Raw genomic sequence first — 20247 nt, 5'->3', positions numbered from 1 at the left:
TGCGCTCACATGACAAAAGCGATCATGACGACGACGCTGCGCATCCTGCTCCTCGGCGGCACAACCGAAGCGGCAACGCTCGCCGACCGTCTTTCGACGGCCGACAACATCGAAGCGAGGCTTTCGCTCGCCGGACGAACCGCCAATCCCGCGACAAGCAAGCTTCCGACGCGCATTGGCGGTTTCGGCGGCAGCGACGGACTTGCCGCTTACCTGCATCAGGAAAAGATTGACCTGCTGATCGACGCCACGCACCCTTTCGCGGCACAGATAAGCGCCAACGCCGTAGCGGCCGCGGCGGCCACCAACATTCCGCTGCTCGCCATCGAACGCCCTGCCTGGACGCCGGTCGAAGGCGACAATTGGATTGAGCACGACAGCATCGATGCCGCGATTGCCGCCCTTCCCACTGAGCCTCAAGACGTCTTTTCGGGTTTGGGGCGCCAGGCCATCGATGCGCTCTGTCGAGCGCCGCTGCATCGTTATCTGATCCGCGCCGTCGATCCGCTCGAGCTGCCCTGTGAGCTGATCAACTCCGAACTCATCGCCTCGCGCGGACCGTTCCGAACGGGCGAGGATGCCCGGCTGTTCGCGGACTATGACATCCGCTACGTGCTGGCGAAGAATGCAGGCGGCAGTGCCGCTTATGCCAAGATTGAAGCTGCGCGCCAGCTCGGCATTGCGGTCCACATGGTTCGCCGGCCGGCGATCCCAGATCGCACGAAGGTGTCCTCCGCAGACGAGGCGCTGACCTGGATCGCAACCCATCATCGGTCGCGCTCCGACCTCGGCGTATAAACCCACGCGCGCCCATCGCTCGCCTGCACGGTCCGCGTCGCACGCGATCCAATCATCACGAGCGTGCGCATATCGCACGCCATGTCGGTCGCGGTTGCTAACGTCGCGATATCGATCTCTTCATCTGGGCGTCCAACCGCGCGCGCGAACACGACGAGCGTTTCAGCAGGCAACACGTCACCCAAAATCTCGAACGCCGACCTGATCTGCTGCGGCCTCGCCTTCGATGCCGGGTTGTAGAGCGCAATAACGAAATCAGCTTCGGCCGCAAGACGCAGCCGCTTCTCGATCGTCGCCCAAGATTTCAAATTGTCGGACAACGAAATGGCGCAGAAATCGTGCCCTAGCGGCGCCCCGATCCGCGCCGCCGCCGCCAGCATCGCGGTAACGCCGGGCTCGACACGAATGTCGACGCCATCGGCAGCCGCCGGATTTTTCTCGACGGCCTCGTAAACCGCCGCCGCCATGGCAAAGACGCCCGGATCTCCACCCGACACGATCGCAACGCGACGTCCGCTCGCGGCAAGTTCGAGCGCACGTTCCGCCCGCACCAACTCCTCGCGATTGTCGGAAGCCTCCAAAATCTGGCCGGCCCGCGGCGTCAGACGATTAACATAGGGCGCGTACCCCAGAATGACATCCGCCCCGCCGACGACATCGCTCGCCGCAGGTGTCACCCAACCTTTCGGACCGGGCCCAAGCCCCACGATGGTCAACTGTCCGTTCATGCGATGCGCCGTCCACGCCCGCCTGGAAGCAGGACAATTGAGAAATAAGGAACCGCGCATTCTCCGAGGTCAGACAGCTTCGCGACGCGCTCGCCCGGCATCGTTCCGCGCTCGACATAAATTGCATCATCAAAACGACCCGCCGCGCGCAGCGCCCGTTTGATCTTCTCGATGTTGTGGCCAACCTTCATGATCACGGCCGCGTCGGCAACGCCAAGGTGTTTCGCCAGCGCCTCTTCATCGAGCGTACCCGGCAACACCGTCATGACGTCGTCACCGTAGGTGATCGGCGCCTGCGCCGCCGTCCAGCATCCCGACATTCCCGTGATCCCAGGGATGACCATCACCCGATGTGCCCCCTTGATGCGATCATACATGTGCAGAAACGATCCGTAGAAAAACGGATCGCCCTCGCATAGCAACGCCACATCTCTACCGCCTTCGAGATGAGCGACAATCGCCGCCGCGCTCTCTTCGTAGAAATCGCGGATCGCCGAAACGTACCCATCTTCTCGGAAATCGATCTCTGTCGTCACCGGATATTCGAACGCCGCCTCGACAACATCGGTGCGGATATGAGCATTCGCAATGGTTCGCGCGTGTCCCGTGCGTCCCGCCTTGCGGAAATGCGCAACGACCGGCGCTGAACTCAGGACGCGCACCGCCTTGAGCGTCATCAGCTCCGGATCGCCAGGCCCCAGCCCGACGCCGAACAACGTGCCGGATTTAACCTCGCTCATTCGGCCTCGCTTGCGAGCGCATTGACCGCTGCTGCAGCCATCGCGCTTCCGCCTTTGCGGCCTTTGACGATTGCAAATGGAACGCGCCCATCAGCCGCCAGCGCCTCCTTCGATTCGGCCGCACCGACGAAGCCAACCGGCATGCCGATGACAGCCGCAGGTTTTGGCGCGCCCGCATCGAGCATTTCGAACAGCCGGAACAGCGCCGTCGGAGCATTGCCGACAACAACGACGGAGCCCGCAAGCTTCGACCGCCAAAGCTCCATGGCAGCGGCCGTGCGCGTATTGCCGATCTGTGCCGCGATCTCAGGTACGCGCGGATCGCGCAGTGTACAAACGACCTCGTTCTTCGCCGGAAGGCGCGCACGCGTGATGCCATCCGCGACCATCATCGAATCGCAGAGGATCGGGGCCCCCGCTTTGAGCGCCGCCTCAGCACCGCGCGCAAACGTCGGTGACATCACAATATCGCGGGCTACCTCGACCATGCCGCAGGCGTGGATGATCCGCACCGCGACGCGCTCCTCGACCGGTGACAACCCGGCGAGATCGGCCTCTGCCCGGATGATCGCAAACGAGCGCGCGTATATCGCCGCTCCGTCGCGAATGTAGTCTTGTACCGTCATACTACGGGCTCCAGGATCAAGCGCGAAATCGTCGTGCTCATGTCGTCAGCATTGATCGTATCGTGTACGCGCATCGAATCCGCTGAACCGTCTCTGATGATATCGTACCGGCCGTCACGGCCGACGAGTGTCAAACGTGCTTCCGTCCGCCGCGCGCACCCCTTCTCGCATCCGGAAATATGCAGCGAGCAGCCGTGCAGCGAACCCTCAAACGTGTCGGCAAAGCGCTGCGCGTCCCGCCGCGTATTGGCGCGTGCATTTTTGCACCCAGGCGAGCCCGGACAGACATCCATCGCGAGCCGTATATCGTCTTCTTGCACGATCAGTCCTGCGGCATTGGCGCCCCGAAGCAATTCGTGCGCATGCATCGCATCCTGCAGTGGAAAGACGAGCACGCGTTCTGGGCTTGTGCGAACGTCTTCAGCGCCCGCCACTGTCGCGTGATCGCAAAGCGCGGCAAGCTGATCAGCAGTAATCCGCCCGAAGGGAAAACCGACGCCAGCTCCGAACACGCTGTCGTTCCGCTGCAACAATCCCACAGGCACACTGTCTGCAGCCGCTTCACCCACGGGCGTCGGAAGCGGCAAACCTGCCATTGCAAATACCCTCGCGACGCCGAACTGAGCAACCGCGTCGCGCATACGCCGAAAACTCGCGTCATTTGCCTTCAGCTCGATAAACGCCAGCGCCATACGATGCATGGCATCGACGACCTCTCCGCGCGCAACTTCGCAGCCCATCCCAATCGCACCATCGAGCACGATTGAGAAACAATCATCGCGCGCGGACATCATGATATCCGCGCTGCGTCCGCCGATGCGCGGCGTCGCCACGCCTGAAAAACTGAAACCGAATTTTCCGGGCAGAGACCATAAACGCGCATCCCGCAGCAGGATCGCCTCCAACGCTTCCGCGAGATCGCAAATATCCGCGCGCCGCGGATCAAGCCCGCTCAACGGATCGACGACGACGTTGCGCACGGCCTCCGCGTCCGCAGACGGATCCAGCAAACCTGCCGTATCCAGCGCACCGAGAAGCACTGCGAATGCGCCGTCACTCACGCCTCTGATCTGCAGATTGCCGCGATTAGTCAAATCAATATCGCCGGACCCAAACTGAGCGGCGATCGCACCGATGGCTCGCAACGAACTGAGCGAAAGAGCGCCCGCGCGCGGACGCACACGCACCAGAAGCCCGTCGCCCGAACGCATCGGACGATGCGCGCCTGGGCACCAGCCTTTCCTCAAATGATCCGCCGACGTCATTCCGCTGCCTCGCGCGATGAACCGTCTTTGTTTGCGAGTTCGCCGATATCGTTGCGTCGCGGCTGCCAAAGCCCGCGCGCAATCGCCTCCTCGAACCGGCGCCGCATTGCCGCGATTGCGTCGGGGTTCTCGCGCGCGAGAAATGCTGCGACCACTGGGTCACCGAGATATGCCTCGTAGAGCCGCTCGAAGCCGCCGTTGTCGACGGCCCGCGCCGTCGCCGCGAAGGCGAATGCCGCGTCAACGCTCTGCGCCATCTCCGCGCCGCCGCGGAAGCCGTGACGCATCTGGCCCTCGATCCAGCGGATGTTCGCAGCGCGCCCATGAATCACGCGGGCACATTCTTCCTGCAGCGTGCGAACGCGCGGCGCATCTGGCATTGCCGTATCGCCATGATAAAGCGCTACGCGATCGTTTCCGAGAGAAGCAGCGGCAGCCGCGAACCCACCTTCGTGTGCCGCAAAGTCACCGCCGGTTAGCAAATCAATCTCGCTGTGATCCTGCACATGCACGAAGGCGTCTGCCGATTTCACGCGTCTTTCGAAGCCCGCGCTCGTCGCTTCCGAGCCATCGCCGCGATACGCCGACAGTGTGCTGGCGAGATACGACCGCCCAAGATCGTCACGCTCGCTCCAGTCGCCGCGGTCGATGTGCTGCATTACGCCAGCACCGAAGCTGCCGCCGGCCGGTCCGAAAATGCGATCGAGCTTTGCTTCGGACGACGAAGCCAGGCGCAGCGGATTATCGCCGGCATCTTCTTCAAGACTGACAACGAGCGCAACGGCGCTATCAAACAACGCAAGTTGCGCTCCGAACATGTCGCGGAAAAGTCCTGAGATCCGCAGTGTCACGTCAACACGCGGACGTCCAAGTTCCGCCAATGCCTCGGTCTCGACGCCCGTCACGCGATAGGAGCGCTGATCCCAGACCGGGCGGACGCCAAGCAGCGCCAGCGCGGTCGCGAGTTCCTCGCCGCCGGTTCGGAGCGTCGCGCTACCCCAGAGATCGAGCACGATCGCGCGGGGCCATTCGCCATGATCGGAGAGATAGCGATCGAGGATAGCTTTCGCCGCACGCTTGCCGTTCGCCCACGCCGTTGCGGTCGGCACGCTGCGCGGATCGACGCTGAAAAGATTGCGTCCTGTCGGCAGTACATCAGATCGCCCTCGGCTCGGCGCTCCAGCAGGACCCGGCGCGATGAATTTTCCAGCAAGCGCCCGCGTGATCGCTTCAAGCTCCCCCTTATCGAGAATATGTAGCCCGTCGCGGATCGACAGCTCTTTCACATCGCACAGAAAGGCGTCGATGCGCGTCAACGCTTCGCTCGCCGCCATGCCCGCATCGAGGCCGCACTGGGCCGCAATTCCGGCACGAATGGCGGCGTCGACGATCTGATCCGACAGAACCTTGCGCCGCCTCGGATCAAGACCTTCCGCCGACGCGAATTCATCGACCAGCCGATCAACCTCACTCAACGGCCCCGACAAACCGGCTTCCGTCATCGGCGGCGGCTTATGTCCGAGCGTCACGGCAGATAGCCGCCGCTTCGCCTGCGCCGCTTCGCCGGGATCATTGACGATGAACGGATAGATCATCGGCGTAGGACCAAGCAGCGCGCGCGGCGCACACGTTTCACTGCCTGCAACGGCCTTGCCCGGCAGCCATTCGAGCGTGCCGTGCGCGCCGATATGAATAAGCGCATCGATCTTTGCGACGTGTCTTAGCCAGAGATAGAACGCGACATAGCTGTGCCGTGGCGGTGTCGCCGGATCGTGATACTGCGCCTTCCGGTCAAGCGCCTGCCCGCGTTCCGGCTGCAGTCCAATCAAAAGACTTCCGCACGGCGCGACACGAAAGCGGAACGTATTACCAACGAGTGCGTCATCATCTTCTGGCGGTCCCCAGGCGCTGACGACGCTTTCTTTAAAGGCTTCTGGCAGCGCATCGAATGCTGAACGGTAAGCATCAAGCTGCCACCCGATTGCCTGTGCTGGATCGAGTCGCGCCACAAGATCGCGACTGTCCGACGGACGATAGGCGACGTCATAACCCGCGTCTTCGAGATGCGACGCGATCCGGCACGCGCTCTCAAGGCCATCAAGTCCAACCGCGTGCGCAATCTGATCCGGCCGCCCCGGATACGTCGAGAGCAACAGACCAATGCGAAGATCATGGCGCGAGGCTGAACGAAGCTTCGCCCAACGCGCGGCAAGCTCGGCAACATGCGAAACGCTTGGCTTATAAGGCACATGGCGCAGCAACGACACGCCGAGTTCCGTCCCCAGCGTATCCGCTTCCTTGAACGATACGACGCCCGCAAACAACCGTCCGTCGAGCTCCGGCAAAACGACGTGCATCGCAAGGTCAGCGGCACTGAGGCCGCGCTGCGACTTCTCCCAAAGCGTAAACGTTGAATTGGCGAGCGCGACCTGCAAGACCGGACAATCCGCAACGTCGAGCGGCGAGGCATCCGCGCCGTCGCGTGAGGCAAACGCCGTCGCATTGACGATGACGCTCGGCCGGAGACGTTGCAGCTCATCCTGAAGCCAAGCCGCGGCATCCGCTGCCTTCAGGCTTGGAACGTAGAGCGCCGCCACTGCCAAGCCGCGATCTTCAAGCGCGTCCACCAAAGCATCGACTGGCGCAACATCGCCCGCGAGCAAATGTGAGCGATAGAAAACAACGGCAGTCGCCCCGAGCGCATCGTCGGTTTGCGCGCTTTCCCGATAGACGCCGAAATTCGGAATCTCTCGCGGCGATGCAATTTCTCCACGCGCGTCGCGTTTGCCGAGCATCGCCAGCAAAGCCATGCGTGTATTCTCAATGCCGCCCACGTCGAGCAGACCCTCAAGCCGCGCCAGCTCATCCGAACCAAGCGTCGACAACGCCGAGAGTCGAATGTCTGGCCGCCCGTCGCCCGGCACGATAGCAAGTGTGATTCCCAGTTCGCGGCAGCGTCGCCCGAGTTGCTCGCCGCCATACCGCCAATAGTCGAGGCCGCCCAGCAGGCGCACGAGCACGGCCTTCGAGCCTTTCAGCGTCGCGTCGGAAAATAAATCAACCGACATCGGGTGGCGCAAAGCATTGAGGTTCGCGATCCGCACACTCGCCTGCGTGCTCTCGGCGCCGCGAAATGCAGCAGCCGCCATCGCAAGGTCGGAATCGGAAAACGACAGAAAAACGATATCGGCAGGCGCGAGTCCGAGATCTTGCGGCGCGGCGGCCTCGTCCAGATCCCGGCTCTCGCGAACGACGATATGCATCAGGCAGCGCCCGTCAGGGTCCGAGTGATGCCGTCGCGATCAAGCCCCTTCTGGCCGATGACGACCAGCCGGCCCACGCGCGCCTCGCCCGATTGCCATGCACCTTCGTAACGCGTGTCGATCCGCTCACCGACACCTTGCAAAAGGAGCCGCATCGGCTTCCCACCGATGGCCGCGAAGCCCTTTACACGCAGCACGTCGTGATCGTTCGCGATGGCTTTCGCCCGCTGAGCAAGATCATCAGGCGACGACAGCTCCGGCACTTCGACAATGAACGTCTCGAAATCGTCGTGGTCGTGCTCCGGCTCGTTGTCGTGATGCGACGGGCGCGCCGCAAGGTCGTCTTCGGCCGCCGCCGAAATCCCGAGCAGCACGTCGGTAGGCACGATTCCATCATGCGTCGCGACGATCTTGATCGCCCGCGGTACCATGCTGCGAATGTCCTGCGCGATCAAAGCCGCGTCTTCCGGCGAAAGATGATCGCACTTGTTGAGCACTACGAGGTCGGCGCAGAGCAGCTGATCCTCATAAACCTCTTCCAGCGGATTTTCATGATCGACGGACGGGTCCGCTTCGCGCTGCGCCGCGACTTTCACCGGATCGTCGGCAAAGCGACCGGCGCGCACGGCCGGGGCATCGACGACCGTCACCACGCCATCGACCGTCACACGATTACGGATATCCGGCCACTCGAAGGCTTTGACCAGCGGCTTCGGCAGCGCGAGGCCTGACGTCTCGATAATGATGTGCTCCGGCGCTGGCTCGCGCGCCAAAAGCGCTTCAAGCGTCGGAATGAAATCGTCAGCGACGGTGCAGCACAGGCAGCCGTTCGTCAGCTCGATAATGTTTTCTTCCGGGCAATTCTCAACGCCGCACGACCGGAGGATCGTCCCATCCACGCCGACATCGCCGAATTCGTTGACGATTAGCGCCAAGCGACGGCCTTGCGCATGCTCGACCGCATGACGCACGAGCGTTGTCTTGCCCGCGCCCAAAAAGCCTGTGACGATTGTGACGGGTACCTTGCGCGCGCTCATTGTCCCGCCTCCATACCGACCGAATTTTTGGAAGACTGGGCAGACGCGCACCGCGGTGCGCCGGATGATCTGACGTGCATCTTAACCTTTCTCGCCCCACCGGCGATGAGTTGGAAGCTTCGGGCGACGGCAGGTCTCCTGGCTCGCGGGTCTTGGCATCGAGCGACCTTCCCGGACAAGTGCCCAGTGGTGTCTTCGCCCATGCTCACCGCTCACAGTTGCGGGGGCAGCTGCGGAGTAAATACCGCATTCCCTTTTGAACCCTCTTGCGAGGGACCGTCGTCTCAATCGATAAGTGAGCCCATAACTTACGTCAATCGCCAAGCATGCCTCTGCGGCCGGCCCGAAAGGCCCATAATGACCAATTCTCACCTCCCGCCGCTGACCCTCGTCCTCGGCGGCGCCCGGTCGGGCAAAAGCGCCTACGCGGAGCGCCTTTTGACAGGCATTCCGGGGCCTTGGGCTTACGTCGCCACGGCGGAAGCGTTCGACGACGAAATGCACAGCCGCATCAAGCACCACAAGAGCCGCCGCGGCGCGGGCTGGGTCGATCACGAATCGCCCCTCGAAATCGCCGACGTGCTGGCCAGCCGCGTTGCAGAGCTTCCCTCTCTGGTCGATTGCCTGACGCTCTGGACCTCCAATCTGATGCACGCCAACCGCCCCGTTCCGGAGGCAAGCGACGCATTGCTGGCCGCCGTCGCAAAACGCGTCGCGCCCTGTGTGATGGTCTCGAATGAGGTCGGCCTCGGTATCGTGCCGGACAACGCGCTCGCCCGCGCCTTTCGCGACGAAGCCGGCCGCCTCAATCAGAAGATCGCAGCCGCCGCCGACAAGGTCATTTTCGTCGCCGCCGGACTGCCGCTGACATTGAAAGGCTGAGCCGTGAGCAACAATCCCACCACGGTCGACGACGCCGAGCGTCACAAAGCCAAGATGGCTAAGCGCAAAGCCGTGCAAGATGCCGAGGTCGCCTCGAAACAGATCGAAAAAGGTGTGCTGCTCGTCCACACCGGCCCCGGCAAAGGCAAATCGACGGCCGCGTTCGGCCTCGTGCTGCGCGCGCTCGGGCACGGCTGGCGCGTCGGCGTCGTCCAGTTCATCAAAGGCGCGTGGAAGACCGGCGAACGCGATGCGCTGGAACGCTTCGGCGATCAGATCTCCTGGCACACGATGGGCGAAGGCTTCACCTGGGAAACGCAAGACAAGGCCCGCGACATTGCCGCTGCCACGCGCGCCTGGGCGAAGGCAAAAGAACTGATGGACGATCCATCCATTCGTCTGCTCATTCTCGACGAACTCAACATCGCACTGCGTTACGATTATCTGCCGCTCGATGACTTGCTCGAAACGCTCCGCAAGCGGCGGCCCAATCTTCATGTCGTCGTCACAGGCCGCAATGCCAAGCCGGAATTGATTGCGCTCGCGGATGGTGTGACGGAAATGGGCGCCGTGAAGCACCATTTCGCCGCCGGCATCAAAGCTCAGGAAGGCATCGAATTCTGATGCCTGCGCGCGCGTTGATGTTCTCAGGCACCGGCTCCGACGTTGGCAAATCGCTGATCGTCGCCGGGCTTTGCCGTTTTTTCTCCAACCGCGGGGTTCGCGTCGTTCCGTTCAAGCCCCAGAACATGTCGAATAATGCCGCGGTCACGGCCGACGGCGGCGAAATCGGCCGCGCCCAGGCATTGCAAGCGCGAGCCGCGCGCGTTGCGCCATCCGTGCACATGAACCCGGTGCTGCTGAAGCCCGAGACCGAAACCGGCGCGCAGATCGTCGTGCAAGGCAAAATGTGCGGCTCGGCGAAAGCGCGCGATTTTCAATCAAAAAAGAAAGAGCTTCTGCCGGCCGTTCTCGACAGCTTCGCGCACCTCAGAGCGAACGCTGATCTCGTTCTCGTCGAAGGGGCAGGCAGTGCATCCGAGATCAATCTCCGCGCCAACGACATCGCCAATCTCGGCTTCGCACGCGCCGCCGACGTTCCGGTCGTACTGATCGGCGACATCGATCGCGGCGGCGTCATCGCCAGCGTCGTCGGCACACGCCACGTCCTCGATCCCGACGACGCGGCCATGGTGCGCGGCTTCATCATCAACAAGATGCGCGGCGACTCGACGCTCTTCGCCGATGGCATGACGGCAATCGCCAATCTGTCTGGCTGGACGCCGCTCGGCCTCGTGCCGTTCTTCCCCGATGCTCACAAGCTTCCCGCTGAAGACGCGCTCGGATTGCGCGATCTTATGAAAACATCGAGGTCCGGCGGTGAAACGAAACTGAGCATCGCTGTGCCGTTGCTGCCGCGCATCTCGAATTTCGACGACCTCGATCCGCTACGCAACGAACCTGGCGTCATCGTCGAACTGATCGAACCCGGTCAGCCGATTCCGGTACACGCCGATCTCGTTCTACTGCCGGGCTCGAAGACAACCATTGATGACCTAACAGCCTTGCGCGCCGCAGGCTGGGACATCGACATCAAAGCGCATGTTCGCCGCGGCGGCCGTGTGCTCGGGCTGTGTGGTGGCTATCAGATGCTTGGGAAACGCATCGCCGATCCGAATGGCATCGAAGGCCCGCCGCGCGCCGTCGATGGCCTCGGCCTTCTCGATATCGAAACCGAGTTCGGCCCCGAGAAAACGCTAGAGCGCGTTTCCGGCACGCTTACGGGTTCCATAGCGCCGTTTGAAGGCTATGAAATGCACGTCGGCAAGACGACTGGGCCAGACACCGCGCGCCCCATGGTAACCTTCCCCGACGGCCACCGCGACGGCGCCACCTCGCCAGACGGCCGCGTCTCGGGATGCTACATTCACGGCCTATTTACGTCGGACGCTGCACGCCGGACCTTTCTGGCCTCTTTGGGCATGGAAACATCTGCGCTCAGCTACGATACAGAAATCGACGCCATCCTCGATCGCTTTGCCGAGCATCTCGCCCAACACATCGCAATCGAAGAACTCCTCAGCCTGGCAAGATGATGGCGATGAGCAGCAGGCTGCCGACCATGATGCCCCAAGCCGTCGTCGTCAGCCGAAGCGCAGCGCGAATATCTTCTGCTGTCGCGTCGCGCTTGCCGTCGCCCATGTAGGCATCATCAACGCGCGTCTCGCCGTAGACCTTCGGACCGTTGAGCTTCAGCCCGAGTGCGCCCGCGAGCGCGCTCTCCGGCCAGCCCGCGTTCGGCGAACGATGCTTCGATGCATCGCGCGCCACAGCTTCGAGCGTTCCCGCCACCGACGCGCCCGGCGTGAAGATGCTCGCCAGCGCCAGCAGCAGGGCTGTCAATCGCGAAGCAGGCAGATTGACGAAATCGTCCAGACGCGCCGAAGCCCACCCAAACGCCTCATGTCGCGGCGTCCGATGGCCGATCATGCTGTCAGCCGTGTTGATGGCCTTATAAACGACAAGGCCCGGCAGCCCCAAGATCGCAAACCAGAACACCGGCGCCACGATGCCGTCGGAGGCATTTTCAGCAAGGCTTTCAATAGCTGCACGCGCCACGCCGTGCGCATCGAGCGTCTTCGGATTGCGCCCGACAATACGACCGACCGCTTGCCGCGCATCGTCCAAACCATATTGATCGAGGGCCCGCGCCACGTCTTCGACGTGCGTGTAAAGGCTCCGGCTTGCAATCAGCATCGACGCCAAGAGCGCAATGAAGAATGCCCCAAAGGCAACGTGATCGAAAAACTGCTCCAACGCCCAGGCGATGACACCGGTAATGACGATAAGAATGCCGAGCGCCAGCACGCCCTTGTTGCGCCTGACTTGCGAGCTGTCGGTTTCCCGATTGAGCTTTTTATCGAGAAAGGAAATGAATCGCCCGATCCAAGATACGGGATGCCCAATACGCTGATAAAGCCAGTCCGGATATCCGAACGTGGCCTCAAGCGCGAGAGCGCCGACAAGGACGAAGAGCGTTTGTGCGGCTGTCACGGGCGGCTATGCGGGCAGGACGTACAGAGCACGCCACGTCATCATGACTGCCCCGGCATGGCATCCAGCGCCGCAACGATAGCATCGGCCTGCTCCGAGACATCGCGAATAGCCGCGTAACGCAGCGCTTCTCCAACCATCACAAGCACCGGACCGTCCGGATGCGCCGCATGAAGCTCAGCCGCGATCGTCGCGACTGTCGCTATGAAAACCTGCTCGTCCGGTCGCGTCGCATTCGCAACCGCAATCGTCGGCGTATTGGGATCCAGGCCGTGCACCAGTGCCACGTCGGTCAGCTCCGCAAGCGTGCGCTTGGGCATGTAGATGACCGTCGTCGCCGCGCTGTCGGCAACCGCGCTCCAATCGATGTCTTCCGGCAGATGTCCGCGACGATCATGCGCCGTGATGAACTGCAGCCGCCGCGCGTGATCACGGTTCGTCAGCGAAACTTTGAGGCTGGCGGCCGCACCCTGCGCCGACGTCACCCCCGGCACGATGCTGATCGGAATGCCCACGCTGCGGCAGGCCTCGATCTCCTCGCCCGCGCGGCCGAAAATCAGCGGATCGCCGGATTTGAGGCGGACCACCTTGAGACCCTCGCGCGCCAGTGAAACCATCGTCGCGTTGATGTCCGGCTGCTTGCAGGATGTACGATAGCCGCGCTTGCCGACGTCGATCATCCGCGCGCCGGGCCGGACGAATTCGAGGATCGGCTTGGCCACAAGATCGTCGAACAGCACGGCATCGGCCGATTGCAGCGCCTTCAGCGCCTTCAACGTCAAAAGCTCCGGATCGCCCGGGCCGGCCCCAACCAATGTAACCGTTCCCATTGGCACGCCGGATGCCTTTGGCTCGTCAGCTTGCACGCTGGCCCGCTCCGCTATCGATCCGGCTTCAAAATAGCGGGTCTCGAACGGCGTGCGCGGCTGCCAACCGTAACGTTGCAGCTCCGGATCGAGATGCTCTTCCTCCGGCCAGCCGAGCAGAAGATAGCCGACGAGCTTCCAGTCGGCAGGTGCATCGAGCGCCTTTGAAACCTCCGCCGGATCGATGATCGACACCCAGCCCAGCCCAAGCCCCGCCTCGCGTGCCGCAAGCCACAGCACCGTCACCATGCACGCACACGAATGATCGAGCGTCTCGGGCATCGTCTGCCGGCCGAGACCGTGGCCTTGCAAAGCGCTCCTGTCGCAAAACACCGCGAGATGCACCGGCGCGGCATCAAAGCCGGAGAGCTTGAGCCGGTTATAAAGATCGGCCTGATCCCCGACGTAGGCTTCCGCCGACCGGTCCCGTGCCACTTGGAAATTCTTGATGATGGTTGAGCGCGTCTCGGCCGAACGCACGTTGACGATGCGCCACGGCTGGCTGTTACCGACCGACGGCGCCAGATCCGCAAGGCGCAGAAGGCGGTCGATCAGCTCGTCAGGAACCGGGTCCGGCCGGAAACGGCGGACATCGCGGCGCCAGCGGACGAGTTGCTCGAGCGAAGCCCGGCCGTCCTGCTGCTGATTGTGGTCGCTGGTCTTGCGGTTGGTCATGGTGAATAAATGCGTTCGGTCGGAAATGCCGTTGCGGCAATCCCGACCTATAGCACCATTCGACGCCCGCCGCGCAAGCGCTCGGCTTTCCGGCCCGAAACCTGCGGCGTTACGGCGTTATGACCCTGTATTTTCCAACAGATCGTCTTGTTTCTTAAGCAGGCCCGACACCTTCGCCACCGGAATCTTAAATTCCCAACCGGTCGTCAGCGCCGCGATATCATCGGCCTGCTTCTTAGCGTCGCCAGTGCCTGAAGGCGTGACAATGACCCAGGCCTGCTTGCCGTCCGACTTGACGTCGAGTTGAATTTTTAAGCCCTTGTCGGTTTCGTAGGACACCTTCCCAGCGTCCGGCAGCGTCTCGGATTTGTCCGCCTTACGCACACCTTGGAAGTCGACATAACTTGCGGACTCGATGATCTCATCGACCGAGTTCACATACTTCAGCTTCTTGCCGGCCGGCATCTGCGCCAGCTTATGCGAACCGTCCTTCTCCGAATCGATCTGATAAGCCGGTTGCCCTGCAACTTCGATCGACGCCGTCTTGATCGAATTCGTCGGAATATCAACGACGCGCGTCTTCACCCAATCGCTGAGCTTGGCTGACGCATCGATCGGCCGGTCTGCGAGCCAGCTCTGATCGGTCCCCGGCTTGCGAACATATGTGCCGTTCTTGTTGGTTCCGAACGCATCCGCCTTACTATTGCCGGCCACGATCTCGCCAATGGCGTGTCCGCTCGCATCGAGAAACCGGATCAGCCGCGACGAGCTTGTTTTCGGATCGCCGAGACCGAGAATAGGCAGCATATCCTTCTTCGCCGTCTTACGTTCGACGAGCGATGCTTCCGACGCACTGAGCAGCAGCTTGCGGACGGCTTCGACATTCGCCGGATAATCTTGCTGGCTCGCGACCACCCACTTGCCGTCCTTCAGCGCAAGCTTGATCGTATTGCCGCCTTGCTCGACTTCGATCACCGCGACTTTATTTTCCGCTGGAGTGAGCGCCGGCAGTGCCGCTTCGCCGTGGATGATGGCGGTCGGCGACCAAGGCCGCGACGACACGAATGCCGTCACCGCAACCGCCAGCGAAAGAATAGCTGCACCGAGCAGAGCTACGAAGGTCTTGGGCTTCATCGCGCGTCCTCCTCAGCGTTCGTTCTTCGGTGTCTTGTGGCGCTGGCGTGTCCGTCGCCACGACACGCCGACTGCCGCCATGCCGAGCATCAACGGCACGAGAGCGATGTTCGCGAACTTCAGCCAGCCGCCGAGGTTATCAATGTCCTGGCGAAGCGCGAGTTTGACGTTGCGGAGTTCACGCCGCGTATCGACCATCTCGCCGCGGAACTTCTCGACGGTCTCCTGTTCCTTATCGGAAAGGATCGCGCTGCCGCCATTCCCCGAGGCTTGAATTTTCTGCAGCTCCGCTTGCGTAGTCTTCAGCTTGTCTTCCAGCGCTTCTTCCTTCGCGCGGAATTTCTGCTCTGCGCCCCGGCGCAGATCTTCGACCAGCGTGAACGGCCGGTCTTTGACGCCGCGCCCGCGCAGCGCGATGAGCGCATTACTGCCGGAAAGATTTTCAAGCGCCCCGACAACAAACGCAGCGTTGTGCGCCGTTGGAATGGCGACGTCCTGCCCGAGGCTGTTGTTCACCCAGAACTGATCCGCCAGAATGTCCGTATCGGCGACGACGATGACATTGATCTTGCCCGATTTGACTTGGTCGCTTTTGGCGGTGTCCGAAGCCCCGGCGGGTACTGCATCCTTTTTCGCCGCATCCGCCGTTGAAGTACCGGCTTTACCAGCAGACTTGTCTTTCTCGTCTTTCTTGGCCGCTGCATCCGCGGCTTTTGGCGGACCGTCCGGGAACGCCGACATCACGTCGCCCGAAAGGCGCGCTGCAAGCACGAGCTTGTGACCGCCGGAAACGTAATTGCGCAACAGAGCAAGCGGATCGGCGCCATAGCCGACATCCTTCACGTTGACGGCCTCGGCGCTGTCGCTCGTCTCCAGAATGGGCGAAAAATCGACCGCCGCGCCGTCTTTCTTGCTCAAGAAGCCTGCCGACGCGACGTTGATCTGATCAATGCCCGCCGACAGCACGTCTTTCGGATTGATGCTTGATCTGTCGAGCCCAAGCCACGCGACAAAGTCGGTGACCGCAGGCTGCCCCGTCTGTGGGTTTTGGAACTGTACGCGCCTCGCGTGCTTGATGTCCGTCGCAACCTTCGATCCGTCGTAGTTTACACCCCAGCCAGCGAGAAGTTTCGTCAACTCCTTCTCGCCATTGCCCTGGTTCTGCAGAAGTTGCATCTCCGCCGTATCCGAAACCGGATCGGTAAAGATCAAGACTTTGCCGCCTTTCAGCGCGTATTGATCGATGGCGTAAGCGGCATCCGGCGTCAGCTTCGTCGGCTGCGCCACCATCAATACGTCCAGACCTGCCGGAATTTCCTTCACATCCTGGTCGATGGGTTTGACGTCGAAGAACTCGCGGATCTGCCCCATCATCAGCCACGGCTGCGTCTGTTGCTGCCGCATCGGCGACTTGCCGCCGTCGAGAGGCAGCGACGTCATCAAGCCGACGGTGCGCTTTTTCGGATTGGCAAGCGAGTAAATAAGCTTCGTGACATCATATTCGAGATACGACTCGCGGCTCGGATCGAAGAACGGAATGACCTGCTGATTATCCGTCGCGTTTGTCGCGACGAGGCCGAAATATCCAACGTCGCCATCCGCATTGAGGCGAAGCCCTCTAAGGCCCCCTTCGACAGCTTTGTCTTCCGCATCAGAGAACGGTTCGGGATCAAGGATAGTAAGCTGCAGCTTGCCGCCCGAGATATCGCGATAGCGCTCGAACAACTCACGTACACGATCGAAATAGCGCACGATATCAGGCGAGGCGTCGGCAAGGTTTTTCGAAAAATAGAGCCGCGCCGTGATCGGCTCGTCGATCGACTTCAGGATCTGACGCGTGCCGTCCGAAATCGTGAATAGTCGATCTTGGGTAAGGTCGGCGCTCCACGCCTTGAGACCGATCGTCGAGGAAAGGTTGACCGACAGTAGAATAACAGCGCCAAGCGCCAATCCGCCCCAGGCAAGCGTCGATCTCTTGAATGACGAGAAATAAGCCACCGTCGCTTTGAATGCGCCGGCGACGGGTCCAAACCCGTTCGACATGGCCAAACCTCACTGCGCTTTCTTCTGGTCGATCGCGATCACCGTCGCGAACAGCCAGAAAACGATCATCGAGAAGAAGAAGATGAGTGTCGGCAAATCGAGAACACCACGCGTGATCTGCTCGAAATGCGAAAGGAAACTCATCGACGAAACGGCAGACGCGAAGAACGCCGGCGTCCAAGCCCTCAACCCGCTCTGCACCATCTCCAAGCCGCTCATCGTGAACAGGAAGCAGATGAGCGACGCGACGATAAAGGCGATGACTTGGTTCTTCGTCAGCGTCGAAACGAACGAACCGATCGCCAGAAACGCACCTGCCATCAGAAAGCTGCCGATGTAGCTCGTTAGAATGACACCATTGTCCGGATCACCAAGAATGTTGACCGTAATCCAGATCGGAAACGTCAACACCAGCGCGAGGCCGATAAACGCCCATGCCGCAAGAAATTTGCCGAGGATCGCTTCAAGCGGCGTAATCGGCAAAGTCATCAAAAGTTCGATGGTGCCGGTCTTGCGCTCTTCCGCCCAAAGCCGCATCGCCACCGCAGGCACGAGCAGCAGATAAAGCCACGGATGATAGGCGAAGAACGGAAACAGATCGGCTTGCCCGCGCTCGAAGAAATTGCCGACATAGAACGTCAGCGCACCGGTCAGAGCTACGAAGACCGTCAGAAACACGAGCGCCAGCGGCGTCGCGAAATATCCGCGAAGTTCACGCTTGGCAATAATCCAAGCGTTATCGAAAGTCTCAACCATTCGAGCCTCCGTCTTCAGGCATGGTGATCTGTCGGAAGACATCGTCGAGGCGACCGCGCTCGACATAAAGCTCATCGACCGGAATGTTCTGCGCGCGAAGCAGCGCCGCCACCTCGGCCGCGGCCATCTCCTTCTGCTTCGGGATCGCGCGAAGCAGAAAATGGCCGTTCGGCTTACCGAGCGTCTCGACCTTCGCAACACTGCTCGCGCTCGACAGCACTTTGATCGCAGCGTCCCCGCGCTCGGCAATGACCTTGAGCGACACCGCGCCGTGATAATGCATCCGCTGCATCAGATCGTCGGCCGTACCGTCGGCGACGATGTGTCCCCGATTGATGACGATCGCCCGCGAGCAGACGGCCTCGACCTCTTCGAGAATATGAGTCGAGATGATGATCGCCTTGTCCGAAGACATATCGCTGATCAGCTCGCGGACGTGATGCTTTTGATTCGGATCGAGACCGTCCGTCGGCTCGTCCATGATCAGCACGGGCGGATCATGCAAAATGGCCTGCGCGAGGCCGACGCGCCGTTTATATCCTTTCGACAGCGTGTCGATCACCTGATCGAAAACGGTACCGAGACCCGCACGCTCGACCGCGCGATTGATACGGGTCGTAAGCTCCACACCGCGATAACCGCGAATTTCCGCGATAAATGTGAGAAAACTGCGCGGCGTCATTTCGGCGTATGACGGCGCCCCTTCCGGTACGTAACCGAACAGTGCTTTGGCTTTTTTCGGATTTTCGAAAACGTCGACGCCGCAGATTGCGGCCCGTCCGGCATCCGGTTCGAGAAAGCCGGTGATCATCTTCATCGTCGTGGACTTACCGGCGCCGTTCGGTCCGAGAAATCCTAGAACTTCGCCCTTTGCAACTTTGAGCGATATGCCATCAACGGCTTTGATCTCGCCAAACTGTTTCTCAAGTCCGACGGCTTCGATCAGGTCCGTCATTGAAGTCCCCTTGGGTGAGGTAAAGGCGCGTTAGTCGAAAACGCTGAATGACGCCAAGAGCCCAAGGGGTCAAGTTTGATATCCTTAAATTTTAGACAGCAAAAACGGCCTATTACCTGATGTTCCCGCCGTCTCTACGTAGGTACTTCACGCGCCTTCGCCACCGACCGCATCGCGACAGCGTTCGCAAAGATCGCTATTTCCTTCGCTTGCACGCTTGATCGGAGATCCACATTTCAAACAGAGCGTATGTTGCCCGGGGCGCACGCCGTGTTCCAGCGCAACGCGCTCATCGAAGACAAAGCACTCGCCGCGCCACAGACTCTCATCGGGTGCAATCTGTTCGAGATACCGCAGGATTCCGCCGTGCAATTGGTAGACGTTCGTGAAGCCTTCCTGAAGCATGTACGAACTTGCTTTTTCGCATCGGATGCCGCCCGTGCAGAACATCGCAATCTTCTGTGAGCGGTTATTTGACAATGTGCGGCGCACGTAGTCGGGAAATTCAGTGAAGGATCGCGTCTGCGGATTGTGCGCGCCTTGGAACGTTCCGACATCGAATTCGTAGTCGTTACGCGTGTCGATGACGATCACGTCGGGATCAGAAATCAAAGCATTCCAATCTTCCGGTTCGACGAGTTCGCCGGTTATGGCGCCCGGCTCTGTCCCCGGTACGCCGAAGGTGACGATCTCGCGTTTGATCTTTACTTTAAGGCGCTGGAACGGATGCTCCGCCGTCTCTGAAAATTTGACGACGAGATCGGAAAAGCGCGCGTCCGCTCTGACCGCCGCAAACAGCGTATCGATCGCGTCGTTTGCACCCGAGACGGTGCCGTTGATCCCTTCACTAGCAACGAGAATGGTGCCCTTGATCTCCTGCGCCGCACACACTTCGCGAAGCGACGTTTGAAGCGCCGACGGATCGTCGATCAATACAAATTTATAGAAGGCAGCGACTTTGACGGCCACGCGATGAGTTCCGGCAATTGAGTTTGAGAAGGCCCGCCCCGGCTGTCCGATACGCGGTCGCCCATGTCCTTAAGACCCGCGTCGCCCCGGTGCAAGAGCCCTTCCCTGTCACCGGAACCTTAACAATATCGGGCAAATATCTTGACCGGAATCAAGCACTGGGTCCTCGAGCCATGTTATAAGAAGTGCTGGAAAATGCTGGTCTTGGAGGCCTTCGAGATGGTGAACCTTCTTCTTCGCCCGGTGATGTTCGTGGCAGCGGCCATCGCAGGCTGGTTCGTCGCCGAAGACGCCGTCAACTTCGACGTCATCCAGATGGTCGTTGCACTATTTCTGATTACGATCGTCGTCGCCGTCGCCGCGTTCTGGGAAACGCTGTCCGATTGGTACATGAACCGGAAGACAAACCGGAAAGTGAAGAACTGAGCAGCGTTCTCGTCGAACTGACGCTTCGCG

Annotated in this window: 18 protein-coding genes and 1 riboswitch; of the genes, 5 read left to right on the top strand and 13 right to left on the bottom strand. The window is 61.0% G+C overall.

What is annotated here, in order from left to right; genetic code table 11:
- The first annotated feature begins 9 nt into the window (after nt 1-9).
- Nucleotides 10-798: a cobalt-precorrin-6A reductase gene (locus ACLB1Z_RS04900; RefSeq protein ID WP_409562304.1), complete on the top strand. Its 789-nt coding sequence runs from the start codon at nt 10-12 to the stop codon at nt 796-798.
- Here the strand turns inward: ACLB1Z_RS04900 and cobJ are convergent.
- The 6 genes from cobJ to cobW are packed head-to-tail and all read right to left on the bottom strand — an operon-like array spanning nt 768 to nt 8457.
- Entirely contained in the window at nt 768-1526 is a 759-nt protein-coding gene (gene cobJ / locus ACLB1Z_RS04895) for a precorrin-3B C(17)-methyltransferase (protein WP_409562303.1), read from the bottom strand. The genes ACLB1Z_RS04900 and cobJ overlap by 31 nt on opposite strands.
- Complete coding sequence (locus ACLB1Z_RS04890; protein ID WP_409562302.1) at nt 1523-2266, bottom strand: precorrin-2 C(20)-methyltransferase; 744 nt, start codon at nt 2264-2266, stop codon at nt 1523-1525. The genes cobJ and ACLB1Z_RS04890 overlap by 4 nt, the downstream gene beginning before the upstream one ends.
- The gene (locus ACLB1Z_RS04885; protein ID WP_409562301.1) at nt 2263-2892 is read right to left on the bottom strand and encodes a precorrin-8X methylmutase; all 630 of its coding nucleotides are present in this window, start codon (nt 2890-2892) and stop codon (nt 2263-2265) included. The genes ACLB1Z_RS04890 and ACLB1Z_RS04885 overlap by 4 nt, the downstream gene beginning before the upstream one ends.
- Nucleotides 2889-4157, bottom strand: a complete 1269-nt coding sequence (cobG, locus tag ACLB1Z_RS04880) for a precorrin-3B synthase (protein WP_409562300.1) — start codon at nt 4155-4157, stop codon at nt 2889-2891. Before cobG ends, ACLB1Z_RS04885 begins: the two co-directional genes overlap by 4 nt.
- Nucleotides 4154-7420: a cobaltochelatase subunit CobN gene (gene cobN / locus ACLB1Z_RS04875; protein ID WP_409562299.1), complete on the bottom strand. Its 3267-nt coding sequence runs from the start codon at nt 7418-7420 to the stop codon at nt 4154-4156. Before cobN ends, cobG begins: the two co-directional genes overlap by 4 nt.
- Nucleotides 7420-8457: a cobalamin biosynthesis protein CobW gene (gene cobW, locus ACLB1Z_RS04870; protein WP_409562298.1), complete on the bottom strand. Its 1038-nt coding sequence runs from the start codon at nt 8455-8457 to the stop codon at nt 7420-7422. The genes cobN and cobW overlap by 1 nt, the downstream gene beginning before the upstream one ends.
- A gap of 110 nt (nt 8458-8567) precedes the next feature.
- A riboswitch (cobalamin riboswitch) is annotated at nt 8568-8753 on the bottom strand.
- 61 nt (nt 8754-8814) lie between these two features.
- Here cobW and cobU point away from each other — a divergent pair.
- The 3 genes from cobU to ACLB1Z_RS04855 are packed head-to-tail and all read left to right on the top strand — an operon-like array spanning nt 8815 to nt 11435.
- Entirely contained in the window at nt 8815-9339 is a 525-nt protein-coding gene (gene cobU, locus ACLB1Z_RS04865; RefSeq protein ID WP_409562297.1) for a bifunctional adenosylcobinamide kinase/adenosylcobinamide-phosphate guanylyltransferase, read from the top strand.
- A 54-nt stretch (nt 9340-9393) separates the two neighbouring features.
- On the top strand, nt 9394-9963 hold the full coding sequence (gene cobO, locus ACLB1Z_RS04860) for a cob(I)yrinic acid a,c-diamide adenosyltransferase (RefSeq protein WP_409563227.1): 570 nt from the start codon (nt 9394-9396) through the stop codon (nt 9961-9963).
- Entirely contained in the window at nt 9963-11435 is a 1473-nt protein-coding gene (locus tag ACLB1Z_RS04855; protein WP_409562296.1) for a cobyric acid synthase, read from the top strand. The genes cobO and ACLB1Z_RS04855 overlap by 1 nt, the downstream gene beginning before the upstream one ends.
- Here ACLB1Z_RS04855 and cbiB read toward each other — a convergent pair.
- The 7 genes from cbiB to ACLB1Z_RS04820 all read right to left on the bottom strand — a co-directional run bounded on the left by cbiB (nt 11419) and on the right by ACLB1Z_RS04820 (nt 19791).
- Nucleotides 11419-12393 (bottom strand): adenosylcobinamide-phosphate synthase CbiB, encoded by a 975-nt coding sequence (cbiB, locus tag ACLB1Z_RS04850; protein WP_409562295.1) that lies wholly within the window; start codon nt 12391-12393, stop codon nt 11419-11421. The two genes, ACLB1Z_RS04855 and cbiB, sit on opposite strands and share 17 nt — an antisense overlap.
- 41 nt (nt 12394-12434) lie before the next feature.
- Nucleotides 12435-13934 (bottom strand): uroporphyrinogen-III C-methyltransferase, encoded by a 1500-nt coding sequence (gene cobA / locus ACLB1Z_RS04845; protein ID WP_409562294.1) that lies wholly within the window; start codon nt 13932-13934, stop codon nt 12435-12437.
- 117 nt (nt 13935-14051) lie between these two features.
- Nucleotides 14052-15068 carry a DUF4340 domain-containing protein gene (locus ACLB1Z_RS04840; protein ID WP_409562293.1) on the bottom strand — a complete coding sequence of 339 codons (1017 nt, stop codon included), beginning with the start codon at nt 15066-15068 and terminating at the stop codon, nt 14052-14054.
- Nucleotides 15069-15080: 12 nt separating this feature from the next.
- The gene (locus ACLB1Z_RS04835) at nt 15081-17111 is read right to left on the bottom strand and encodes a GldG family protein (RefSeq protein ID WP_409562292.1); all 2031 of its coding nucleotides are present in this window, start codon (nt 17109-17111) and stop codon (nt 15081-15083) included.
- Nucleotides 17112-17120: 9 nt separating this feature from the next.
- Nucleotides 17121-17867, bottom strand: coding sequence for an ABC transporter permease subunit (locus tag ACLB1Z_RS04830; protein WP_013946322.1), 747 nt, complete (start codon nt 17865-17867; stop codon nt 17121-17123).
- On the bottom strand, nt 17860-18822 hold the full coding sequence (locus ACLB1Z_RS04825; protein WP_409562291.1) for an ABC transporter ATP-binding protein: 963 nt from the start codon (nt 18820-18822) through the stop codon (nt 17860-17862). The genes ACLB1Z_RS04830 and ACLB1Z_RS04825 overlap by 8 nt, the downstream gene beginning before the upstream one ends.
- Nucleotides 18823-18969: 147 nt before the next feature.
- Nucleotides 18970-19791 (bottom strand): rhodanese-related sulfurtransferase, encoded by an 822-nt coding sequence (locus ACLB1Z_RS04820; protein WP_409562290.1) that lies wholly within the window; start codon nt 19789-19791, stop codon nt 18970-18972.
- A gap of 195 nt (nt 19792-19986) precedes the next feature.
- Here ACLB1Z_RS04820 and ACLB1Z_RS04815 point away from each other — a divergent pair, with 195 nt between their 5' ends.
- Nucleotides 19987-20217, top strand: a complete 231-nt coding sequence (locus tag ACLB1Z_RS04815) for a hypothetical protein (protein ID WP_409562289.1) — start codon at nt 19987-19989, stop codon at nt 20215-20217.
- The last annotated feature ends 30 nt before the right edge of the window (nt 20218-20247 follow it).

Origin of the sequence: Hyphomicrobium sp. MC8b, assembly GCF_905067615.1 — a bacterium.
Taxonomy (GTDB): domain Bacteria; phylum Pseudomonadota; class Alphaproteobacteria; order Rhizobiales; family Hyphomicrobiaceae; genus Hyphomicrobium_B.
Note: the sequence above shows the minus strand (reverse complement) of the source record. Positions and strands in the feature narration are given on the sequence as shown.